This is a genomic window from Streptomyces sp. NBC_01267 (assembly GCF_036241575.1).
Lineage (GTDB): Bacteria > Actinomycetota > Actinomycetes > Streptomycetales > Streptomycetaceae > Streptomyces.
Genome location: NZ_CP108455.1, coordinates 4,963,647 through 4,984,241 on the forward strand (window position 1 = coordinate 4,963,647; position 20,595 = coordinate 4,984,241).

At 71.6% G+C, this 20,595-nt stretch carries 22 protein-coding genes; 8 read left to right on the plus strand and 14 right to left on the minus strand.

The window, feature by feature from the left end:
* Window positions 1–130: 130 nt before the first annotated feature.
* The 4 genes from OG709_RS22980 to OG709_RS22995 all read right to left on the minus strand — a co-directional run bounded on the left by OG709_RS22980 (window position 131) and on the right by OG709_RS22995 (window position 4,296).
* Window positions 131–1,435, minus strand: coding sequence for a L,D-transpeptidase (locus OG709_RS22980; RefSeq protein WP_250299689.1), 1,305 nt, complete (start codon window positions 1,433–1,435; stop codon window positions 131–133).
* Between the two features lie 161 nt (window positions 1,436–1,596).
* Window positions 1,597–1,842, minus strand: coding sequence for a metal-sensitive transcriptional regulator (locus OG709_RS22985; RefSeq protein WP_250299744.1), 246 nt, complete (start codon window positions 1,840–1,842; stop codon window positions 1,597–1,599).
* A gap of 166 nt (window positions 1,843–2,008) precedes the next feature.
* A complete protein-coding gene (locus tag OG709_RS22990; RefSeq protein ID WP_266641152.1) occupies window positions 2,009–2,587 on the minus strand; it encodes a rhodanese-like domain-containing protein in 579 nt (192 codons plus the stop codon).
* 77 nt (window positions 2,588–2,664) lie between these two features.
* The gene (locus tag OG709_RS22995; protein ID WP_266641150.1) at window positions 2,665–4,296 is read right to left on the minus strand and encodes an FAD-dependent oxidoreductase; all 1,632 of its coding nucleotides are present in this window, start codon (window positions 4,294–4,296) and stop codon (window positions 2,665–2,667) included.
* A gap of 93 nt (window positions 4,297–4,389) precedes the next feature.
* Here OG709_RS22995 and OG709_RS23000 point away from each other — a divergent pair, with 93 nt between their 5' ends.
* Window positions 4,390–4,707, plus strand: a complete 318-nt coding sequence (locus OG709_RS23000; protein WP_329167613.1) for a hypothetical protein — start codon at window positions 4,390–4,392, stop codon at window positions 4,705–4,707.
* 53 nt (window positions 4,708–4,760) lie between these two features.
* Window positions 4,761–5,660, plus strand: coding sequence for an aminoglycoside phosphotransferase family protein (locus OG709_RS23005; RefSeq protein ID WP_329167614.1), 900 nt, complete (start codon window positions 4,761–4,763; stop codon window positions 5,658–5,660).
* A 43-nt stretch (window positions 5,661–5,703) separates the two neighbouring features.
* Here OG709_RS23005 and OG709_RS23010 read toward each other — a convergent pair whose 3' ends face one another.
* The 4 genes from OG709_RS23010 to OG709_RS23025 all read right to left on the minus strand — a co-directional run bounded on the left by OG709_RS23010 (window position 5,704) and on the right by OG709_RS23025 (window position 8,567).
* Window positions 5,704–6,237, minus strand: a complete 534-nt coding sequence (locus OG709_RS23010) for a putative immunity protein (RefSeq protein WP_329167615.1) — start codon at window positions 6,235–6,237, stop codon at window positions 5,704–5,706.
* A gap of 90 nt (window positions 6,238–6,327) precedes the next feature.
* Entirely contained in the window at window positions 6,328–6,990 is a 663-nt protein-coding gene (gene msrA, locus OG709_RS23015) for a peptide-methionine (S)-S-oxide reductase MsrA (RefSeq protein WP_250299704.1), read from the minus strand.
* Between the two features lie 55 nt (window positions 6,991–7,045).
* Complete coding sequence (locus OG709_RS23020) at window positions 7,046–7,228, minus strand: hypothetical protein (protein ID WP_329167616.1); 183 nt, start codon at window positions 7,226–7,228, stop codon at window positions 7,046–7,048.
* Between the two features lie 235 nt (window positions 7,229–7,463).
* Window positions 7,464–8,567, minus strand: coding sequence for a hypothetical protein (locus OG709_RS23025; protein ID WP_250299708.1), 1,104 nt, complete (start codon window positions 8,565–8,567; stop codon window positions 7,464–7,466).
* Window positions 8,568–8,618: 51 nt separating this feature from the next.
* On the opposite strand from OG709_RS23025, the gene OG709_RS23030 reads away from it, so the two are divergent.
* Window positions 8,619–9,776: a cystathionine gamma-synthase gene (locus OG709_RS23030; protein WP_250299745.1), complete on the plus strand. Its 1,158-nt coding sequence runs from the start codon at window positions 8,619–8,621 to the stop codon at window positions 9,774–9,776.
* Between the two features lie 144 nt (window positions 9,777–9,920).
* On the opposite strand, the gene OG709_RS23035 is transcribed toward OG709_RS23030, so the two are convergent.
* The 3 genes from OG709_RS23035 to OG709_RS23045 are packed head-to-tail and all read right to left on the minus strand — an operon-like array spanning window position 9,921 to window position 11,302.
* Window positions 9,921–10,172, minus strand: coding sequence for a hypothetical protein (locus OG709_RS23035; RefSeq protein ID WP_250299710.1), 252 nt, complete (start codon window positions 10,170–10,172; stop codon window positions 9,921–9,923).
* Window positions 10,169–10,747 (minus strand): sigma factor-like helix-turn-helix DNA-binding protein, encoded by a 579-nt coding sequence (locus OG709_RS23040; protein WP_250299713.1) that lies wholly within the window; start codon window positions 10,745–10,747, stop codon window positions 10,169–10,171. Before OG709_RS23040 ends, OG709_RS23035 begins: the two co-directional genes overlap by 4 nt.
* Before the next feature lie 51 nt (window positions 10,748–10,798).
* Entirely contained in the window at window positions 10,799–11,302 is a 504-nt protein-coding gene (locus OG709_RS23045) for a MarR family winged helix-turn-helix transcriptional regulator (RefSeq protein WP_250299714.1), read from the minus strand.
* A 157-nt stretch (window positions 11,303–11,459) separates the two neighbouring features.
* Between OG709_RS23045 and ilvA the strand changes: the two genes are divergently transcribed.
* From ilvA to OG709_RS23060, 3 genes are all read left to right on the plus strand, one after another.
* Window positions 11,460–12,689, plus strand: a complete 1,230-nt coding sequence (gene ilvA, locus OG709_RS23050; RefSeq protein WP_250299717.1) for a threonine ammonia-lyase — start codon at window positions 11,460–11,462, stop codon at window positions 12,687–12,689.
* A 229-nt stretch (window positions 12,690–12,918) separates the two neighbouring features.
* The gene (locus OG709_RS23055; protein WP_250299718.1) at window positions 12,919–13,926 is read left to right on the plus strand and encodes an ATP-binding cassette domain-containing protein; all 1,008 of its coding nucleotides are present in this window, start codon (window positions 12,919–12,921) and stop codon (window positions 13,924–13,926) included.
* Window positions 13,923–14,777, plus strand: coding sequence for an ABC transporter permease (locus OG709_RS23060; RefSeq protein ID WP_250299720.1), 855 nt, complete (start codon window positions 13,923–13,925; stop codon window positions 14,775–14,777). The genes OG709_RS23055 and OG709_RS23060 overlap by 4 nt, the downstream gene beginning before the upstream one ends.
* Before the next feature lie 95 nt (window positions 14,778–14,872).
* Here OG709_RS23060 and greA read toward each other — a convergent pair whose 3' ends face one another.
* The gene (gene greA / locus OG709_RS23065) at window positions 14,873–15,370 is read right to left on the minus strand and encodes a transcription elongation factor GreA (RefSeq protein ID WP_250299721.1); all 498 of its coding nucleotides are present in this window, start codon (window positions 15,368–15,370) and stop codon (window positions 14,873–14,875) included.
* A gap of 152 nt (window positions 15,371–15,522) precedes the next feature.
* Complete coding sequence (locus OG709_RS23070) at window positions 15,523–15,927, minus strand: DUF4307 domain-containing protein (protein ID WP_266641136.1); 405 nt, start codon at window positions 15,925–15,927, stop codon at window positions 15,523–15,525.
* 98 nt (window positions 15,928–16,025) lie between these two features.
* On the opposite strand from OG709_RS23070, the gene mca reads away from it, so the two are divergent.
* Both mca and OG709_RS23080 read left to right on the plus strand, forming a co-directional pair.
* Window positions 16,026–16,907, plus strand: a complete 882-nt coding sequence (gene mca / locus OG709_RS23075; protein WP_250299725.1) for a mycothiol conjugate amidase Mca — start codon at window positions 16,026–16,028, stop codon at window positions 16,905–16,907.
* A 2-nt stretch (window positions 16,908–16,909) separates the two neighbouring features.
* Entirely contained in the window at window positions 16,910–17,143 is a 234-nt protein-coding gene (locus OG709_RS23080; protein WP_250299727.1) for a hypothetical protein, read from the plus strand.
* Between the two features lie 171 nt (window positions 17,144–17,314).
* Here OG709_RS23080 and OG709_RS23085 read toward each other — a convergent pair whose 3' ends face one another.
* The gene (locus OG709_RS23085) at window positions 17,315–20,524 is read right to left on the minus strand and encodes a tetratricopeptide repeat protein (protein ID WP_266641133.1); all 3,210 of its coding nucleotides are present in this window, start codon (window positions 20,522–20,524) and stop codon (window positions 17,315–17,317) included.
* Window positions 20,525–20,595: the final 71 nt, after the last annotated feature.

Consider the following 20,595-nt stretch of genomic DNA (forward strand, 5'->3'; position numbering starts at 1 on the left):
GAAACCCTAACGGCCTCCCCTTGCGCTCCCGCGCGACGGGCGACGGGCGACGGGCGACGTGCAATGGGCGACGGGCGACGGGCGAACAGCCCGCGGCTGCCGCCCGTCGCATGGGAATCACCCGCGGGAGTCACTCCGCGGCTGCGGCGCTCCCCGCCGTCCAGGCCGACCAGCTCATGTTCCAGCCGTTCAGGCCGTTGTCCGGGGAGACCTTGCCGCCACCGGTCGAGTTCTTGACGATCACGACGTCGCCGACCAGCGAATTGCTGTAGAACCACCCGGCCGGGGTGGAGGTGTTCGTGCCGCCCTGGGCGTCGTGCATCCCGATGCAGCCGTGGCTGGTGGCCGCGGAGCCGAAAGTACCCGTCGACGCCCAGTAGTTGCCGTGGATGAACGTGCCCGAGTTGGTCAGCCGCTGGGCGTGCGGGACGTCGGGGATGTTGTACTCGTCGCCGAGCCCGACCGTCGTGCTGTCCATCTTGGTCTGCTGGAACTGCTCCGAGATCACCATCGTGCCGTTGTACGTGCCGTGGCCCGAGGAGCCGGTGGAGACCGGGATGGTCTTGGACGGGCTCCCGGCCCGTTCCACGGTCATCATCTGCTTCGCCGCGTCCACGGTGGAGATCTGCGAACGGCCGACGGTGAAGGAGAAGGTCCGGTCCTGGACCCCGTACACACCGGGGGAGACCTCGACGCCGTCCAGGTTCAGGGCCACCCGCACCGTGGTACCGGGCTTCCAGTAGCTCTGCGGACGGAAGTCGATCCGCTGATCGCCGAACCAGTGCCCGACGGCCAGCTGGTCGTTGCTGGAGGTGATGGCGACGGCGGATTCGACGGCCTTCTTGTTCTTCACGGGCTTGTCGAGCTTGAAGGAGACCTCCATCCCGACCCCGACCGTGGTGTGGTCGTCCGGCGTGTAGAAGGCGATCACCGAGTCGGCCTGGGACACGGTGGTGAAGTGCGAGGTCTTGGTCTCGGTCTTGCCGCTCTTGTCCTTCGCCTGGGCGACGAGGACGTACGGCGTCCCACGGGTCAGTTCGTGGCCGGCCTTCCAGGACGTCTGCGCGGCGGACATCTTGCCGGGCATGGCCTTGCCGCTGCTCTCGTTGGTCAGGGTGACCGAGGTCAGAGCACCTTCGGCCACGGCCGCCGTGACCGCGCCGACGCTGACTCCGACGTGCATGGCGCCGTCCTTCGGAGTGATGACGAGCTGCGCGCGGGGCGCGCTGCTGGGCAGCGCCGACTTCGTACTGCCCCCGCCGCCGCCCGCGCCGCCCGAACCGCCGGAACAGGCGGCGAGCGCCAGTACTCCGGCAGTGACCAGGGCCAGCGGGGCGGCCAGACGGCTCCGGCGGTACCAGGCGCTCCGGGGGTTTCGCGAACTCGGTGAGCGCCGCGAGCCCCGAGGGCTCCGATGACGGCTGATGGATATCAAGGCTTCCGCCTCCACTGCACGAGGAAGGGCCGGGTGGATTGCCCGACCTTGTGACGACAAGTCCTTTCTGCAGTGTGCAACAGCGAACCCGGACCGACACCTCCGGATCCGCTGTCCTCGTCCTCGTCAGATCTCTGCCGGACGCCCGTCCGTGAGGCCGTTCAGGCCAGCGCCAGGAAGAGATTCTCCAGCTCGGCCTCGGTGAGCGGGGGCGTTTCGCCATCGGCCGTGTTGATGCAGTCCCGCATCCCGGAGGCGATGATCTTGAATCCGGCGCGGTCCAGGGCGCGGGAGACGGCGGCCAGTTGGGTGACCACGTCCTTGCAGTCCCGGCCCGCCTCGATCATCGCGATGACCCCGGCCAGCTGGCCCTGGGCACGACGCAGCCGGTTGAGTACGGGGGTCATCTTCTCCGGATCGGCGCTCACGGTCTCTTCTCCTTCTCTCCGGTACTTCTCTGATGCTGCGTTCGGGCTCCGGCCGGGTGCTCAGGCCGGGTGCTCAGGCCGCGTGTTCCGGCCGGGTGTTCCGGCCGGGTGCTCCGGGCTTCCGTGATCCGGCCTCGTGCTCCGCTCAGCCGCGCAGCGCGCGCCGGGCGGAGTCCAGCGCCGTGGGCTGCGGCCGGTTGAACGGGAGCTTGCCGAGGACGGCGGCCATGCCGCAGGTGTTGCTGAGGCCCGAGTAGACCAGCCCCGACGCCACCCCGGCCGACAGCAGCCTGGCACGTGGTGAACGCACCCCGGTCACCAGCCCGAGCAGAACCAGCGCGCCCGCCGCGAAGCGGACCTGGCGGTCCATCGCCCAGACGGCACGTCCGCTGTGCGGCGCCGTGTCCAGCGGCAGCCCGGCCGCGCGCCACGCGTGGGTCCCGCCCGCCACACCGACGGCCGTCACACCGGCGGCGGCCAGCCGCGCGCAGGCGGTGGCCGACCGCTGTCCCGCCGCGCACACGACGATCAGGTCCCGCCCGGCAGCGGCCTCGCGCAGTTCCGGCAGGAGGGTTTCCAGGGCGTCCAGCGGAACGCTGATCGCGCCGGGCAGGTGACCGGCGGCGTACTCGGCCGGTGCGCGGACATCGACGACGAGCGTGCCGACGGCGTCGCGGGCGTTCAGCTCGGCGGGGGTGAGGGTCGGGGTGGTGCTCTCGGTCATGAGGGGGCTCCGGGGGTGCGGGGTTACGGGGTTCGGGTTACGAGGGTTCGAGGGTTCGGGGGACCGGGGCCCGGTGTTCAGGCGGCAGCCTGACCCGCGGACCAGGTCGCGTAGCCGCCGTCCAGATTGGCGGCGTTCCGGCCCAGCCCGGCGAGCAGCCGCTGGGCGGTGTGGCCGCGCAGCCCCACCTGGCAGTGCACGATCAGCTCGCCGTCCGGCAGTTCGGCCGCCCGGTCGCGCAGTTCGTCCAGGGGGATGTTGACGGCGCCGGGGATCGCGCCGCGGGCGTGCTCGGCGCGGGTGCGTACGTCCACCAGTGCGGCGACCGGCCCGACTGCTCCGTCCGTGCCCAGCTCGTGCCACTGCACGGTGCGGACCGTACCGGTCGCCAGGTTCTCGGCGATCATGCCCGCCATGTTCACCGGGTCCTTGGCGGAACCGTACGGAGGGGCGTACGCGAGCTCCAGATCGGCGAGAGCGGGGGCGGTCAGACCACCTGCCATCGCGGTGGCGATGACATCGATCCGCTTGTCGACGCCGTCCGAGCCGACCGCCTGGGCGCCGAGGATGCGCTGGTCGCGCGGGTCGAAGAGCAGCTTGAGCGCGATGGGGGAGGCGCCGGGGTAATAACCGGCGTGCGAGCCGGGGTGCAGATGCACCGCCTGATAGGGGTGGCCGGCCGCGCGCAGCCGCTTCTCGTTCCAGCCCGTCGCCGCGGCCGTCAGGTCGAAGACCCGCACCACCGCGGTCGAGGTCGCGGGCCCGGCGGCCACCTCACGCCCGGCGATGGCGTCCGCGACGAGCCGGCCGTGCCGGTTGGCGAGATTCGCCAGCGGTACGAGGACGGGCTCGCCGGTCAGCGCGTCACGCTTCTCGGCCGCGTCCCCGACCGCGTAGATCTCCGGGTCGCTGGTACGCCCCGAGGCGTCCACCGCGATGCCGCCGCGCGGCCCGGTCTCCAGACCCGCGGCGCGGGCGAGCGAGGACTCGGGCCTCACCCCGATGGACAGCAGGACGAGGTCGGCCGCCAGGGTGCGGCCGTCGGCGAGGACGACGGAGTCGGGCAGTACCTCGGCCGGCTGGGCGCCCAGTTCCACCCGTACGCCGTGCTCCCGCAGCCGGGCGGCGACCGGGGCGGCCATCTCCGGGTCGAGCGGCGGCAGCACCTGCCCGGCCAGCTCGACGAGAGTGACGTCGAGCCCGCGCTCGCGCAGGTTCTCGGCGGCCTCGACCCCGATGAAGCCGCCGCCCACGACGACGGCCGTGCGGACGCCCCCGTCGAGCAGCTCGGCGATCCGGTCCGCGTCGGTCACGTCCCGCAGCGTGCGGGCGCGCTCGATGCCCGGCAGGTCGGGGACGAAGGGGCGGGCGCCGGGGCTGAGGACCAGCCGGTCGAAGGACTCCTCGTACTCCCGGCCGCTCACCGTCTCGCGCACCCGGACGGTACGGGCGGCGCGGTCCACGGCCAGCGCCTCGTGCCGTACGCGCACATCGATCCGGAAGCGGGCATCGAGGGACTCGGGGGTCTGGAGCAGCAGGGCGTCGCGCTCGTCGATGGCGCCGCCGAGGTAGTACGGAAGGCCGCAGTTGGCGTAGCTGACGTGCTCGCCGCGCTCCAGCACGACGATCTCCGCCGTCTCGTCGAGGCGGCGGAGCCGGGTGGCAGCGGACATCCCGCCTGCCACGCCTCCGATGACTATGACCTTCATGTATCTGCTCCCGAACTGTCCGTAAGTGTCTGTTTCACATCGCTTCGATGCGCTTCGATACCCCCCGGGGTTTACTCATCCACCGTAACAGAGATGCCCCAGGGGGTATTTTCCGAGCCGGAGAGGCGTCGCCGGAGAGCCGGGAAGCCGGAGTCCCACGACGTCTCGGCCGACGTCGTCGTGTCGGCCCGCCGTCTGACGGAGATCGCCCGCTCCCTCGGCCTTACGGGTACGGTCCGGGTGGGGCTGGCTTGTCTCACAGACGCGTTGAGCGCCATCGGCGACCCCGTGGTCCGGTTCGACCTGCTCGGCCCCGGCCAGCGGGCCCTGCTCACGGGCCTGCCGACGGCGGTCGCCGAGCCGGACCCGGCCCACCGGCATCTGCTGATGTCGGTGAAACCGCTGCTGTGAGCGGGGAGTTGACGACGCAGCCACCCGCCCCCGGCCCTCGGTAGGGTGCGGGAATGATCGACGTGCCGACGGATTTCGTACGGAGCACCATCACCAGGGAAGGCGAACGGGGCCGGGCCTGGACCGCCTCCCTGCCGGGCCTGACCGGTGAACTCCTGGAACGCTGGGAGTGCGCGGTGTCCGGCCCGGTGATGCACGGCCAGGTCGGGATCGTCGTACCGGTCCTGCGCGCCGACCGGAGCCGCGCGGTCCTGAAGATCTCGTTCCCGCACCCCGGCAACGTGCACGAGCCGGACGCCCTCGCGGCATGGGCCGGGCGCGGCGCCGTACGCCTCCACGCACGGGACGACGCCCGCTTCGCGATGCTGCTGGAACAGGCGGAACCAGAGACGCTTGCCGGTCTCGGCGACATGGACACGGCCCTGACGGAGGCCGGACGGCTGGTCCGCGAGTTGGCGATCCCCGCACCGGCCGCGCTGCCGGGGCTCGCGGACCGGATGCCGGAATGGGAGTCCCGACTACGCGCTGAATCCGCCGAGTCGGCCGCGCTCCTGCCTCGCCGGGCGGTACAGGCGGCTGTGGCGACCTTCCGCGACCTCGGACGCGAGCAACCGCGCATCCTGCTGCACGGGGACCTGCACTACGACAACATCCTGCGCGCGGAGCGCGAACCCTGGCTGGTCACCGACCCGAAGGGCTACGCGGGCGACCCGGCGAGCGAGGCCTTCACCCTGATCCGCACCCGGCTGGGCGCCCTGCTCACCGCGAGCGACCCGGGGGCAGCGGTACGCCGCAGCCTCGACATCTTCGCCGACGCCGCCGGGCTCGACCGCGTCCGCGTCCACCGCTGGACCCAGGCCCGCGCGGTGCTGGCGGTGTTCCGGGGCAGGGAGTACGGCGACCCCGGGTGGCTGATCGAGGCGACGGCGCGCGTGGCGGGACTGCTGACCTGACCTGACCGAGCTGCTGCTGACTCAGCCGTCCGCCTCCCCACCCTCAGGCGCGGAGAGCGGCGTCCAGCTCGCGAATGAGCTCCCCCACACGCCCGCCCCCGGGAGGCGCGGCGGGCAGCCGGCCGAGCACCGCAGTGACCGCTGCCGGTGCGTGATGACGTGCCCATTCAAGGGTCCGCGCAGCGACACACGGGTCGTCTCCGGCTGCCAACTCTTCTGCTCGTGCCGCATGCGCTGCCGCGCCGAGAATGTGCTTCACCTGATGAGCGCTTGCCTTGGGATGAAGGTATGCCGCAGCCGCCGCATGGCTCGCCGCCCGCGCCGCGTCGACCGCAGCGGGTGCAGCGGCTTCTCGTGCCGCTCTGTACGCCGCCCAGGCGCTCTGCCGCAGAGCGCTTGTACGCAGACCGCCCCCGGCGAAAGCGTCTGCCGCGTCGATGGCGTCACGAGGGCGCGTGTCAGTAGGAAGCCTCTGCTCGAAGATCGACAGCACCCTGCGGGCACCCTCAGCCGCGTAACCCGCGATCTCGCGAAGTTCGTGTTCGGTGAGCTCGATCTTGTCTGCGTCGGTCGGCACGGCTCAATCCTGCCGCAGACCAGCAGATCCGTTACAGACTTACTTGCCCACTTCCGGCGCCGGCGCAATCCCCGCCGGGCAGGCGGAGGTTCAGCCGTCCGCCCTGGCCACACCGATCGGGCAGGAAACGCCCGTCCCGCCGATGCCGCAGTAGCCCGCGGGGTTCTTGTCCAGGTACTGCTGGTGGTGCGGTTCCGCGGCGTAGAACTCGCGGCCCTCCGCGGGCAGGATCTCCGTCGTGATCGTGCCGTACCCCGACCCGGTCAGGACCTGCTGGTACGCCGCGCGGGACGCCGCTGCTGTCTCCGCCTGCGCCGGCGAGTGCGTGTAGATCGCCGAGCGGTACTGGGTGCCGACGTCGTTGCCCTGGCGGAAGCCCTGGGTCGGGTCGTGGGACTCCCAGAAGGTCTTCACGAGGGTGGCGTACGGGACGACCTGCGGGTCGAAGACCACGCGGACCGCCTCGGTGTGGCCGGTCAGGCCCGAGCAGACCTCTTCGTACGCCGGGTTCACCGTGGAGCCGCCCTGGTAGCCGACCAGCGTCGTCCAGACGCCCTCGGTCTGCCAGAAGATGCGCTCGGCGCCCCAGAAACAGCCCAGGGCGAAGTCCGCGACCTCCAGACCTTCGGGGTACGGGCCGGCCAGCGGGTTGCCCAGGACCGTGTGGTGGTCGGGCAGCTCGAACTCCGGGGTGGCGCGGCCCTTCAGGGCCTGCTCCGGCGTGGGGAGCTGGGGGGTGCGGTTCAGGAACATCGGCTGCGGCTCCTCGGGGAGTACGGGTACAACCCGTGCAACGTTCCGGACCCGGTCAGGATTCCTGCCGGTCGTCGTGGGCCGTCGATCCCGCCGCCGGGCGGTCCATGACGCGGTCCGGGTCGGTGACGCGGTCCGGGTCGGTGACGCGGTCCAGGTACGCGGCCGTCTTCCGCCGGGTCCGGAACCAGAAGTAGACGCCGAGGCCGATCAGGATCAGCGGGATGAGGCGAGTCATGGGAGCTCCCGTCGGGGTGGACGGCCAGCGTACTCAGCCCGGAGAGCGTCCCGGGGAGCAGCCGGAGAGCAGCCCGGGGAGCAGCCGGAGAGCAACCAGGGGATCAGGCCGCAGAGCAGCCCGGGGACCACTCACCGGCCCCGGCTCAGGCCCCGGCCCCGGCTCAGGCCCCGGCTCAGGCCCCGGCCCCGGCTCAGGCCCCGGCCCCGGCTCAGGCCCCGGCCCCGGCCCCGGCTCAGTGCGGCAGCGTGGCCGGACTGCCGCCGTTCGCCTCGTACCCCGCGACCGCCAGCGCCCGGTACACCGCGTACTCCGCCGCCGGATCCGCACCCAGCGTCCACGGCAGCGCGCCCACATGACCGTCTATGCGGACCAGCTGGTTCATCGCCTCCGACCAGCGCTCGGAGCGGACGAGGAAGAAGACCAGCAGATGGCGTACGTGCGCGAGCACCGGGTCGTCGGCGCGCGCCGTGTGCACCGCGTGCAGTGCGCCTTCCACCGCCCGGGTCACCGACTCGCTCCGGTAGAAGCTCCGCACCATGTTGACCTCGGGCAGGTGCTCGTACAGCGCGAAGAGGGGCAGCGCGGCGAGCAGCGAACCGCGCGGCGCGCGGGCCGCCGCCGCGTGGGCGAACTCGTCGGCCCGCGCGCGGGAGCCGTGCCACTTCTCGCACCAGTAGTGCAGCGCGGCGAGGTGCGCCCCCATGTGCTCGGGCGCGCGGTCGATCACCTTGGCCCACACCTCTTCGAACTGCGGCTCCGGATAGGCGAGTCCGCGGCCGACGGCCAGCTCCACGATGTACGGAATCGGGTCGCCCGGTGCGAGCAGCGCCGCCTCACCGCAGACCGTGTGCGCCTCCTCCAGGATGATCCGGAAGTCGTCCGTCCCGGCCGTCGAGGACCGCCAGGCCTGCTGGATCAGGAACTCGGCGTGGATCTGGGCCGCGCCCGCGTCCTTCGGGGACTCCGAGCGCCACTTGCGGAGCCAGGCCCCGCCGACGCCGGGCCGCTGTGCCAGTTCCAGCGAGGCCGCCCCGGCGAAGGCCTGCACCCGCTGCCAGCGCTGCTCGCCGGACTTCGGCGTACCGGCGAGCAGCTGGGCCGCGGGGCGCCAGTCCTGGGTGCGCTGCACCAGGGCGAGGACGTCCAGCAGATCCTGGTCGGGGCCGGGCAGCCGCACGTCCAGTTCCTCCTGGCGCAGGAATCCGTAGTCGTCGGGGTCCGCGGCGTCCGGGGAACCGGGCAGCACCTGCCGGATACCGCCGCGGGAGCGCAGCACGATCGGGCTGAGCACGGCCGTGAACATGCACACCGCGAGCAGGATCCAGAGAATCTCCATGTCCCCAGCGAACCAGACACCACGGGCCTCTGACCACTACGCTCGGTGCCCATGAGCGACGAGCACAGCGTGCACCGCAGTTTCGAGACCCTCGCCATTCACGCAGGCAACACCGCGGACCCCCTGACGGGCGCGGTCGTACCCCCGATCTACCAGGTCTCCACGTACAAGCAGGACGGGGTGGGCGGACTGCGCGGGGGCTACGAGTACAGCCGCAGCGGCAACCCCACCCGTACCGCACTCGAAGAGAACCTGGCGGCCCTGGAAGGCGGGCGGCGCGGGCTCGCCTTCGCCTCCGGGCTCGCCGCCGAGGACTGCCTGCTGCGTACGCTGCTCGCGCCGGGTGACCATGTGGTCATCCCGAACGACGCGTACGGCGGCACCTTCCGGCTCTTCTCGAAGGTCGTGTCCCGGTGGGGCGTGGAATGGTCCGTCGCCGACACCTCGGACCCGGCGGCGGTACGGGCCGCGGTCACCCCGCGTACCAAGGTGATCTGGGTGGAGACGCCCTCCAACCCGCTCCTGGGGATCACCGACATCGCGGCCGTCGCGGACGTGGCGCGGACCGCGGGCGCCAAGCTCGTCGTGGACAACACCTTCGCGAGCCCCTACCTCCAGCAGCCGCTGGCGCTCGGCGCGGACGTCGTCGTGCACTCGACGACCAAGTACATGGGCGGGCACTCGGACGTCGTGGGCGGTGCGCTGATCGCCAACTCCGATGAGATCGCCGAGGAGTTGGCGTACCACCAGAACGCGATGGGTGCGGTCGCCGGGCCGTTCGACGCGTGGCTGGTGCTGCGGGGGATCAAGACCCTCGCTGTACGGATGGACCGGCACAGCGAGAACGCGGCGCGGATCGCGGAGATGCTGACCCGGCACCCCAAGGTGACGAACGTCCTCTTCCCCGGTCTGCCCGAGCACCCGGGGCACGAGATCGCGGCCAAGCAGATGCGGACGTTCGGCGGCATGGTGTCGTTCCAGGTCGCGGGCGGCGAGCAGGCGGCGGTCGAGGTCTGCAACCGCGCCGAACTGTTCACCCTGGGTGAGTCGCTGGGCGGGGTGGAGTCGCTGGTGGAGCACCCGGGACGGATGACGCACGCCTCCGCGGCGGGCTCGGCGCTGGAGGTCCCGGCGGATCTGGTGCGGCTGTCCGTGGGGATCGAGTCGGGCGACGACCTGATGGCGGATCTTCAGCAGGCGCTGGGCTGACCCTCCCGGTCGGAATCAGCTGGGCCGACCCTCCCGGTCAGAATCAGCTGGGCTGACCCTCCCCGTCAGAACCAGCTGGGCCGACCCTCCCGTCAGAACCAGCTGGGCCGACCCTCCCGGTCGGGCGCTGGGCCGACCCTCCCGTCAGAACCCCTCCACCGGCGGCGTCGTCCGGACCGGTGGAGGGGCCCACGGGTGGGTCACCGCGGCCCACACCACGAACACCACCAGCCCCGCTGTCAGCAGCAGCCACAGCAGTCTGCGGCCCGCGGTGCGACGGCGCCGCATTCTCGTGCCGCGTACCGTCGCCCTGGCCACCAGGTCCGCCGGGACCAGCGGATGCGGGCCCTCCAGCATCCGGCGGACCACGTCCTCCTTGCGGTCCGGACGGTTCACGGCTTCGCTGCCTCGGGGAGGCGCGGCGCGGGCCGTCGGGGCGTGCGGTGCATGGCCGCCGTCGCGCGGGCGCAGATCGCGCGGACCCGTTCCTCCGGAAGTCCGACGAGCGCCGCGGTCTGTTCCTCGGCGACCCCCTCGTACAGCCGGAGCACGAGGATGAGACGTTCCTGCGGGGTCAGCCGCGCCAGTACACCGTCACCCGGCCGCGTCACCCGGCCCACCCGGTTCACCCGGCCCACCCGGTTCACCCGGCCCGCCCGGTTCAGCCAGTGCGCCCGGCCCGTCCCGAGCGGGCGGTGGTGGCGCCAGGCGCTGTGCGCGAAGCGGGACGCCAGTTCCTGACGGGTGCGGTCGTACGGGTCCTCGCCGCGCAGCCGGTCCCAGCGCGCGTACGTGAGCGAGAGGGCGGCCAGCAGCAGCCGTCGCGCCCGTGGGTTGTCATCGACGGGCTCGGCCGTCAGCAGGGTCGCGGCATGCAGGAGCCGTCCGGCCGCGCCCGCGACGAAAGCCTCGAACTCCTGGGCACGGCTACGTTCCCGGGCTGCCGTCCGCTGGTGCGCAGGCTGCTGCACAGTGCCTCCCTGGTCTCATCCGAGAATCTGAGAACAGGTCGGCACCCCCGGTCAAGAGGTCGGCGTACCGGGGTCCTGCGGTCCCGCGGTGCGGGCGGAGAGCGCCGAGTTGAAACGGGTGAGCAGCGTGCAGAAGGTCTCCCGGTCGTCCTGCGACCAGCCGTCCGTGACCTGCGCCATCAGTGCGCGGCGCGAGGAACGCACCTCTTCCAGGCGGCTCTCGCCGCGCGGGGAGAGCTGCAGGACGACCGCCCGGCCGTCCTCGGGGTGCGAAGTGCGCTTGACCAGGCCGGTGTCGACGAGCGGGGCGACCTGACGGGTCACCGTCGAGGAGTCGATGCCCATGCCCGCGGCGAGCGCCTTGACCCCCATCGGGCCTTCGCGGTCCAGCCGGTTGAGCAGCAGGTAGGCGGCGCGGTCCATCGAGTTGCGGACCTGACCGACGCCCCCGAGCCGGGTCTGCTCGGCACGGCGGGCGAAGAGGGCCACCTGGTGCTGGAGAACATCGAGGAAGCCTGGGTCAAGATCGGAAGTCATGTCCTGAGAAAGGGGCATGGCCGGGGGCTCTCTTCGTGCGAGGGGCGGACAGTGGGGGACAGAGTACGCGGCCCGGCGCGGACCCGTACCGGCGCTGCGTCAACCTGTTGCCCGACATGTCGGCCCCGCCGGGCTCGGGCGGCCCGGTGGCCGTCGAGCTGCGAGACTTGCCGGTATGAGCTTCGGTACGTCACGCCCCCTGCCGCCACTGATCCTTGATGACGTCCTCGGAGCGCAGAAGATGCTCTCCGGGGTGTCGCGCACCACCCCGATCGAGGGCAGCAGGCACCTCTCCGCACTGGTCGGATCCCCGGTCCGGTTCAAGTGCGAGAACCTCCAGCGGACGGGTTCGTTCAAATTGCGCGGTGCGTACGTCCGGATCTCCGGGCTGACCCCGGAGGAGCGCGCCGCCGGGGTGGTCGCGGCGAGTGCGGGCAACCACGCGCAGGGTGTCGCGCTGGCCTCGTCCCTTCTCGGTGTGCGGTCCACGGTCTTCATGCCGCTGGGCGCCCCGCTGCCGAAGGTCGCGGCGACGCGTGAGTACGGCGCGGAGGTGCGGCTGCACGGCCACGTCGTCGACGAGACCCTCGCCGCCGCGCAGGAGTACGCGCAGCGGACCGGAGCCGTCTTCATCCACCCCTTCGACCACGCCGACATCATCGCCGGGCAGGGCACGGTGGGCCTGGAGATCCTGGAGCAGTGCCCGGAGGTGCGGACGATCGTCGTCGGCATCGGCGGCGGCGGTCTGGCCGCGGGGATCGCGGTGGCGGTGAAGGCGCTCCGGCCGGACGTGAAGGTCGTCGGCGTGCAGGCGGCGGGGTCCGCCGCCTATCCGCCCTCGCTCGCCGCGGGCCGTCCGGTGTCCATCGAGGCGCCGGTGACGATGGCCGACGGCATCAAGGTGGGCCGCCCGGGAGACGTCCCGTTCGGGATCATCAAGGAGCTGGTCGACGAGGTCCGTACGGTCTCGGAGGACGAGCTGTCCAGCGCCCTGCTGCTCTGTCTGGAGCGGGCGAAGATGGTGGTCGAGCCGGCCGGGGCGAGCCCGGTGGCGGCGCTGCTGAGCGATCCGGGGTCCTTCGAGGGGCCGGTGGTGGCGGTCCTGTCGGGCGGCAACGTGGACCCCCTGCTGATACAGCGCATCCTCACGCACGGCCTGGCCGCCGCGGGCCGTTACCTCTCGCTGCGGCTGCGGCTGACGGACCGTCCCGGCGCGCTCGCGACCCTGCTCGGGGTGCTGTCGGTGGTGGACGCCAATGTCCTGGACGTCAGTCACGTACGGACCGATCCCCGGCTCGGGCTCACCGAGGCGGAGGTGGAGCTGCACCTGGAGACCAAGGGTCCGCAGCACTGCGTCGAGGTGGGTGCGGCGCTGCGGGACGCGGGTTACACCGTCATCGGGTAGCCCTGCCCGGTCATCGGGTAGCGCCCCGCGGCAGCCGCTCGGGCAGCAGCCCGAGTGGTCCCGTACACGAGCGGAGAACCCCCTGCACATACGCGATACATCGCGATAGAGTGCGTGGGTCGCGATCCGTGGCGCCGTCTTGAGGGGCGAAGCGGTCGTCGCAAACCTACGATGTGTGCAGAAATCGCCTGGAAATCACCCAGAACGCACCCATGCGGGGGGAACCCATATGCCTGGCGCCATTTACGCCGAAGGCCTGGTCAAGACCTTCGGTGACGTACGCGCACTCGACGGCGTGGACCTCGATGTCCCGGAAGGAACGGTTCTGGGCCTGCTCGGGCCCAACGGCGCCGGCAAGACCACAGCCGTACGCGTCCTGACGACCCTCCTGCAGCCGGACAGCGGGAAGGCGTTCGTCGCCGGGATCGACGTGCTCAAGCACCCCACGGAAGTGCGCCGGTCCATGGGCCTCTCCGGCCAGTTCGCCGCCGTCGACGAATACCTCACCGGCCGCGAGAACCTCCAGATGGTCGGCCAGCTGTACCAGATGTCCGGCCGCGCGGCGAAGAAGCGTGCGGTCGAACTGCTCGACCGGTTCCACCTCGCCGACGCGGCCGACCGCCCGGCCAAGACGTACTCCGGGGGCATGCGGCGGCGTCTCGACCTCGCCGCCGCGCTCGTCGTCCAGCCGCCCGTGATGTTCATGGACGAGCCGACCACCGGCCTCGACCCGCGCAACCGGCAGCAGCTGTGGGAGGTCATCGAGGAACTCGTCGCGGGCGGCACGACACTGCTGCTCACCACCCAGTACCTCGAAGAGGCCGACCACCTGGCCCACGACATCTGCGTCATCGACCACGGCAAGGTCATCGCCCGCGGGACCTCGGACCAGCTCAAGGCGCGCACCGGCGGCGAGCGGGTGGAGGTCGTCGTGCACCAGCGCGACCAGATCGGCCCCGCCAGGGAGGTGCTGACCGCGCTCGGCACGGGCGAGGTCGCCGTCGCCCAGCACACCCGCAAGCTCACCGTCCCGGTCTCCGGCGGCGCCAGGCTGCTCGCCGAAGTCATCAGGGACCTGGACGCGCGCGGTGTCGAGATCGACGACATCGGACTGCGCAGGCCCACCCTCGACGACGTGTTCCTCTCCCTGACCGGCCACGTCGCCGAGGTTCCCGAGAACGGCACCGAGAACGGCACCGAGAACGTCACGGACACCGCACAGGAGGCCGGCAAGTGACCGCAGCCACGGACACCGCACCCAACCCGGCGGCCCCCCGGCCGCGCGGCGGCATCACGCAGTCGGTCAGCGACTCCCTGGTCATCGCGAAGCGCAATCTGATCCGGATGACCCGGATCCCCGAGATCGTGGTCTTCGGCCTGGTCCAGCCGATCATGTTCGTGGTGCTCTTCAGCTACGTCTTCGGCGGGTCCCTGGTCGTCAACGGCTCCACCAGCGCCGTCGGTTACCGCAACTTCCTGATGGCGGGCATCTTCGCGCAGACCGTCACCTTCGCCACGGCCGGTGCCGGGGCGGGCATCGCCGACGACATGCACAAGGGCCTCATCGACCGGTTCCGCTCGCTGCCGATGGCCCGCGGCGCGGTGCTCACCGGACGGACGATCGCCGACCTGGTCCAGACGGCGCTCACCCTGGTGGTGCTGGCGATCGTCGCCCTGCTGGTCGGCTGGCGCACCCACGAGAACATCGGGAAGGTCCTCGGCGGCTTCGGGCTGCTGCTTCTGCTGGGGTACGCGTTCTCCTGGATCGGCGCGCTGATCGGCCTCTCGGTCCGCACGCCGGAAGCGGCCACCTCCGGGGGGCTCGTCTGGCTCTTCCCGGTGACCTTCGTCTCGAACGCGTTCGTGTCGACGGAGATGATGCCCGGCTGGCTCCAGCCGATCGCGGAGTGGAACCCCTTCAGCGCGACCGTCCAGGCCTGCCGGGTGCTCTTCGGCAACCCGGGCGTGTCGACGTCGGACGCCTGGCCCATGCAGCACCCCGTATGGGCCTCGCTGCTCTGGTCGCTGCTCATCTTTGTGGTCTTCCGCACACTGGCGGTCCGCAAGTACCGCTCGGCGACGGCCTGACCGTCCGGCGGGAACGGGAGAGCCCCCGTCGCGAGCGATACGCGCCGGGGGCTCTCCGCACAGCTGGTTCAGCCCGTTCAGCTGATTCAGCCGGTTCAGCCCTTGAAGGGCTCGGCCTTGAGGATCTTCACCGTGGCGGTCTTGCCGTTCGGCAGCTCGTACTCGGCGTTCTCGCCGACCTTCTTGCCGATCACGCCGGTGCCGAGCGGGGACTGGGGGGAGTACGTCTCGAAGTCCGAGCTGGCGTACTCGCGGGAGGCGAGCAGGAAGGTCATCGTGTCGTCCTCGTCGCCGTCGAAGGCGATCGTCACGACCATGCCGGGAGCGGCTTCGCCGGAGGTCGCGGGGGCCTCGCCGACCTTCGCGTGTTCGAGCAGCTGGGTCAGCTGGCGTACGCGCAGCTCCTGCTTGCCCTGCTCCTCCTTGGCCGCGTGGTACCCGCCGTTCTCGCGCAGGTCACCCTCCTCGCGGGCCGCCGCGATCTTGGTGACGATCTCCGAGCGTGCGGGACCCGACAGATACTCCAGCTCAGCCTTCAGCTGGTTGTACGCCTCCTGGGTCAGCCAGGTGACGTTTTCGCTGGTCTGGGTCACTGGTGCTCCTCGTAGGTACCGGAAATACAAAGCATCGCCCTACCCAGAAGGATGTGCCTCCAGGGGCGGGCGAAACCACGAGCCTAACAATTCCGGCGCGGAAGGGGGAGGAGGTAACGGGTGCGGTCCGTGGCGGCGGCCGTCGGCCGGGGTCAGGAGCCGGTCTGGCAGCCGACCAGCTCGACGCTGGTCGCCCGTGCGGTGGTCCGTACCGTGATCACCTGGTCGATCCGCTTCTCGCGCTGGTCGAACCGGGCGTCCTTGCGGCCGACCTCGTCGCCGTCGGTCTCCCGCAGGCGCAGCGTGCAGGTGCCGTGGACGTTCGCGTCCTTGCGCACTTCGAGGTGGACGTCGACGGCGTGGTCCGAGGCGATGTCCCAGCTGATGACCTCACCGCTGATCGACTTCCCGCCGATGGACTGGTAACCGAACCAGCCGACGACCACGAGCGCCACGGCGCCGAGCACCGCGCCGATGACCTTCAGCTTGCGGTCCGCGCGCTGGTCCGCGGAGCCGCCGTAGCGGCCCGCGGGGAGCTGTTCGCCTACCGCCGTCATGATCGTTCCTCCAGTGCAGGGGAATCCCGGAATTTTCCGGCCCCTCAGTCGGTCACTATAGAAGCCGCCGATTGCGACGAATCACTGAGGATCCTGTCTTGACTGAGCAGCTTCGCCTGATGGCCGTCCACGCCCACCCCGACGACGAGTCGAGCAAGGGTGCGGCGACCATGGCCAAGTACGTGTCCGAGGGGGTGGACGTGCTGGTCGTGACCTGCACCGGAGGCGAGCGCGGCTCCATCCTCAATCCGAAACTGCAGGGTGACTCCTACATCGAGGAGCACATCCACGAAGTCCGCAAGAAAGAGATGGACGAGGCACGCGAGATCCTCGGCGTCGGCCAGGCCTGGCTGGGCTTCGTCGACTCGGGTCTGCCCGAGGGCGACCCGCTGCCGCCGCTGCCCGAAGGCTGCTTCGCGCTGGAGGACGTCGACGTCGCCGCGGGACGGCTGGTGAAGCTGATCCGTGAATTCCGGCCGCAGGTCGTCACGACGTACGACGAGAACGGCGGATACCCGCACCCCGACCACATCATGACCCACCAGATCTCGATGGTGGCGTTCGATGCCGCGGCGGACACCGAGAAGTACCCCGAGGCGGAGTTCGGCCCGGCCTTCCAGCCGCAGAAGCTCTACTACAACCAGGGCTTCAACAAGCCCCGCACGGTGGCGCTGCACGAGGCGCTGCTGGCGCGCGGCATGGAGTCGCCGTACGCGGACTGGCTGCAGCGCTGGAAGGAGTTCGAGCGCGCCGAGCGCACGCTGACCACGCACATTCCGTGCGCGGACTTCTTCGAGATCCGTGACAAGGCGCTGATCGCGCACGCCACACAGATCGACCCCGACGGCGGCTGGTTCCGCGTCCCGATGGAGATCCAGCAGGAGGTCTGGCCGACCGAGGAGTACGAGCTGGCGAAGTCTCTCGTGGACACATCCCTCCCCGAGGACGACCTCTTTGCGGGCATCCGGGACAATGCCTAGTTATGAGCGCTAGCCAGGCATTGACGCACCTCGTCCCTCTGGCCGAGGTCGACGACAACAAGGTGACTCCGGGCCTTCTCGGCTTCCTCGTTTTCGCGGCCCTGGCCGTGGGCGTGTGGCTGCTGATGAAGTCGATGAGCCGCCACATGGGCCGGGTCTCCTTCAAGGAGGCACCGGAGCCGCAGGCCGAGAAGGTGGCGACGGCCGCGTCGGCGGCGGACCCCGAACGGGGCTGACGGACGCCCCGGGCCAGGAGCCGGTGGACCCGGCTCCTGACCCGGACCCCCGCCCTCGCCGGACCGGCCGGGTGACAGCCCGTCCGGCGATGGCGGACGGCCGGAAGCCGGAGCCGGGACCGCCCGCCCCGGGTCCGCCTACTGCGGTGCTGCCGCCACCGGCCGATCCGCCTACTGCGGCGCGCCCGTCACCGGCACCCCCATGACCTCCCGGGAGTTCCGGGTCGGCACCATGCCCAGCAGCCACGCCTGCCAGCCGTCCTCCAGCTCCACACCCCGGTCCAGCACCAGCGCGTACGCCTCCGCGCAGTCCGCCAGCTTGCTGTCGCGGCTCGGGTGCGGGGCGCCGAGCAGCTGGGACAGCTCCTCGGCCGCCACCGCCGCACCCACCTCCGAGCCGCCCGGTGACGCGTACGGCAGCAGCGTGCAGCGCAGGAAGCGCGCCCAGTCGACGCCCCGGCGGTCGCCGTACCCCGCGAAGAGGTCCGCCGCCTCGTCACAGAGCTGGAGTGCCTGGGCGGAGCGGTTGTTGCCCGCGTCGATCAGGGCCAGCTCCAGGCAGGTCCACGCCTCGCCGTGCGCGACACCGATCCGCTGGAAGTCGGTGCGGGCGTCCACCAGCAGCTGGCGGGCGAAACCGCTGTTGCGCAGGTTGCCCGTCCGGGCCGCCTGCTGGTCGCGGGTGACCCGCCCCGAGTGGTGGCGGGCGCAGGCCAGCCCGTACACGTCCCGCATCCGCGAGAACATCGTGCGGGCCCGCTCCAGGTCCCGCACCGCCTGGTCCCGCTCGCCGCGCTCCTCCAGGGCCAGCCCCAGGTAGTACTGCGTCCACGCCTCGCCCCGCGCGTCCTCGTTGTCCCGGTGCCGGGAGAGCGCCTGGCGCAGCTGGTCCACGGCGGCCGACGGATCACCGTCGAACAACCGGACCCTGGCGAGCTGGGTCATCGCCCAGGCCTCACCGCGGCCGTCCCGGGTCTGCCCGTACGCGTCCAGCGCCGTCCGCAGCTCCTCCTCCGCCCGCGGCACGTCACCCAGCCGCAGGCACAGCTGCCCCAGCTGGAAGTGCGTCCACGCCTCACCGTGCAGGGAATCGCTCTCCTGGTGCAGGACGAGCGCCGTCGACAGCAGCGTCAGCGCCTCCGGCAGATTCGCCCGGTCCCGCTCCACCGCAGCCAGCGCGTGCAGCGACCACGCCCGGTCCGCCGCCAGCTCCGGCGCCGCCTGGAGCGCGATCGCCTCCCGCAGCCGCGCCGACGCCTCCGTCAGATTGCCCTGGTGGTGCAGGGTGATCCCCAGCGAACAGAGCGCGAGCGCCTCACCGGCATCCTGCTGCGCCTCGTGGTAGAGGTCCACGACCGAACTGAGCGTCGTCCGGGCCTTGTCCAGCTCACCGAGCTGACGGGCCGCGATGCCCGTACGCCACTGCACCGACCGGGCCAGCAGGCCCTGGCCGACCGCCTGGGTCAGCTCACTGATCTCACCCAGCCGGTAGAGGTCACCGCGCAGCAGGCAGTAGTCGCAGAGCGCGCCCAGCAGATGCAGCACCACATCCTGGTCCACCCCCTCCGCCTGGCGCAGCGCCGACGTGATGAAGCTCGACTCCTCGTCCAGCCAGCGCAGCGCCGCGTCCAGCGAGGCGAAGCCGTGCGGTCCGAACTGCCCCGCCCGGGTGGAGAGTTTGCCGTCCACCAGCCGGATCACCGCGTCCGCCAGCTCCGCGTAGCTCTGGATCAGCCGCTCCTGGGCCGCCGTACGCTCCGACTGCGCCTCCTCTTCCTCCAGCCTGGCCTGCGCGAACGTCCGTACCGTGTCGTGCAGCCGGTAGCGGCTGCCCCGCACCTGGCCGATCAGACCGGCCCGTGACAGCAGGGTCAGCAGCCGCCGCGCCTCCTGGTCGTCGGCGCCCAGCAGCGCCGCGGCTGCCGCCACCCCGAGGCTGGCGCGGCCGGCCAGCGCGAGCCTGCGCAGCAGCCGCCGCCCCTGCTCGGGCTGATCGCTGTAGCGCAGCCGCAGGGCGCGCTCCACCGGGTCCAGCCGGGTGTACGTGCCCAGATGCGCGCCGAGTTCGCGGGTCGAACGGGGGCCGAGCGAGGAGCCCGCGACCCGCAGCGCCAACGGCAGCCCGCCGCACAACTCCGCGACCAGATCGGTCGATTCGGCGTCGTACGGGTCCTCGCGCTCCTCCGCGATCTCCCGCAGCAGCTCCTCCGAACCCGCCGTGTCCAGCGCCTCGACCGGCAGCTGGTGCACCCAGGCCGTCAGGTCGGCGGGCAGCTCCAGCGGGGTGCGGGCCGTCACCAGCACCAGGCTGTCCGAACGCGCGGGCACGAGCGCCCGCACCTGGTCCGCATCGGACGCGTCGTCGAGCACGACCGTCACGGGCAGCCCCGTCAGATGCTGGTGGTACAGCTCGCTCAGCCGCTTCAGATGCTGCTCGGGAGAGGAGCGCTCCCGGAAGAGCAGCTGCTCACGCGGCGCGCCGAGCCGGTTCAGCAGATGCAGCAGCGCGTCCCGGGTCGACAGCGGCGGCTCGTCGCGGGTCGCCCCGCGCAGATCGACCACGCACGCCCCGCGGAACTGGTCCTTCAGCTGGTGCGCGGCGCGCACCGCCAGGGTGGTGCGCCCGGAGCCGGGGGCCCCGTGCAGCACCACGACCGTCGGCCGGGTCTCGGTGGACGCGCGGGCCGCGTGCACCCACTGGGCGATCTGCGTCATCTCCTGACGGCGGCCCGCGAACGGCCCCTCCGGCTGCGGGAGATGACCGAACGACTGCTCAAGGACGGACCGCCTGCGGGCCGCCGCGCTCTTGTCGGTGCGCCGCAGCTGCGGCGGCACCGTCCCGGCCGCCTTCTTCCTGGGCGTGCTGAGCATCCGCTGCTGGTCCAGGTACGGGCGGATGCCGCGCACCTCCAGCGCCGTCAGCCACTGGAGCCGCAACTGCTCGGTGCCGCCCGGCTGGCCCTGCGCCCCGGCCCTGCGGTGCGCCGCGGGCCAGTGCGAGGCGGTCACCTTGACGACGGTGGCGGCGGCCCCGGCGACCGCGACGACCGCACCGGTACCGAGGGCGGTGCCTCCGCCCGTACCGAGAGCGACGTCCGCCCCGAAGGCGGCCACCGCCGCAACACCCGTGACCAGCAAGGGAGTTCCGATCGAGCCCCGGTTGAAGTGCGCGGACAGCGGATGCTGCTCGGCCGCTGCGGCGTCCAGGGACCGGGTGTACGCCGCGTACTCGTCCGCGGCGCTCACCGCGAGCGAATCGAGCGCACCACGCCCGCGCGCCAGCAGTGTGCCCCCGTCGGCCCGGCCTCCGGAGCGCCGCACCTCCTCCTCCACGGCGCGCGCCAACAGCCTCTCCGCTTCAGCCCGATGGCCGTCCCGCATCTGCATTCCCCCTCCGGGATATTCTGTTCGGACTGCAAGTGTCCTGTGTACGGCCGCGGAACGCGAGGGAG

What these genes read in the sequence shown, in the direction of transcription:
- OG709_RS22985 (WP_250299744.1), bottom strand. Translation starts at nt 1,842, where the DNA reads ATGACCCCCGTACTCAACCGGCTGCGTCGTGCCCAGGGCCAGCTGGCC.
- OG709_RS22990 (WP_266641152.1), bottom strand. Translation starts at nt 2,587, where the DNA reads ATGACCGAGAGCACCACCCCGACCCTCACCCCCGCCGAGCTGAACGCC.
- OG709_RS22995 (WP_266641150.1), bottom strand. Translation starts at nt 4,296, where the DNA reads ATGAAGGTCATAGTCATCGGAGGCGTGGCAGGCGGGATGTCCGCTGCC.
- OG709_RS23000 (WP_329167613.1), top strand. Translation starts at nt 4,390, where the DNA reads ATGCCCCAGGGGGTATTTTCCGAGCCGGAGAGGCGTCGCCGGAGAGCC.
- OG709_RS23005 (WP_329167614.1), top strand. Translation starts at nt 4,761, where the DNA reads ATGATCGACGTGCCGACGGATTTCGTACGGAGCACCATCACCAGGGAA.
- msrA (WP_250299704.1), bottom strand. Translation starts at nt 6,990, where the DNA reads ATGTTCCTGAACCGCACCCCCCAGCTCCCCACGCCGGAGCAGGCCCTG.
- OG709_RS23020 (WP_329167616.1), bottom strand. Translation starts at nt 7,228, where the DNA reads ATGACTCGCCTCATCCCGCTGATCCTGATCGGCCTCGGCGTCTACTTC.
- OG709_RS23025 (WP_250299708.1), bottom strand. Translation starts at nt 8,567, where the DNA reads ATGGAGATTCTCTGGATCCTGCTCGCGGTGTGCATGTTCACGGCCGTG.
- OG709_RS23030 (WP_250299745.1), top strand. Translation starts at nt 8,619, where the DNA reads ATGAGCGACGAGCACAGCGTGCACCGCAGTTTCGAGACCCTCGCCATT.
- OG709_RS23045 (WP_250299714.1), bottom strand. Translation starts at nt 11,302, where the DNA reads ATGCCCCTTTCTCAGGACATGACTTCCGATCTTGACCCAGGCTTCCTC.
- ilvA (WP_250299717.1), top strand. Translation starts at nt 11,460, where the DNA reads ATGAGCTTCGGTACGTCACGCCCCCTGCCGCCACTGATCCTTGATGAC.
- OG709_RS23055 (WP_250299718.1), top strand. Translation starts at nt 12,919, where the DNA reads ATGCCTGGCGCCATTTACGCCGAAGGCCTGGTCAAGACCTTCGGTGAC.
- OG709_RS23070 (WP_266641136.1), bottom strand. Translation starts at nt 15,927, where the DNA reads ATGACGGCGGTAGGCGAACAGCTCCCCGCGGGCCGCTACGGCGGCTCC.
- OG709_RS23080 (WP_250299727.1), top strand. Translation starts at nt 16,910, where the DNA reads ATGAGCGCTAGCCAGGCATTGACGCACCTCGTCCCTCTGGCCGAGGTC.
- OG709_RS23085 (WP_266641133.1), bottom strand. Translation starts at nt 20,524, where the DNA reads ATGCGGGACGGCCATCGGGCTGAAGCGGAGAGGCTGTTGGCGCGCGCC.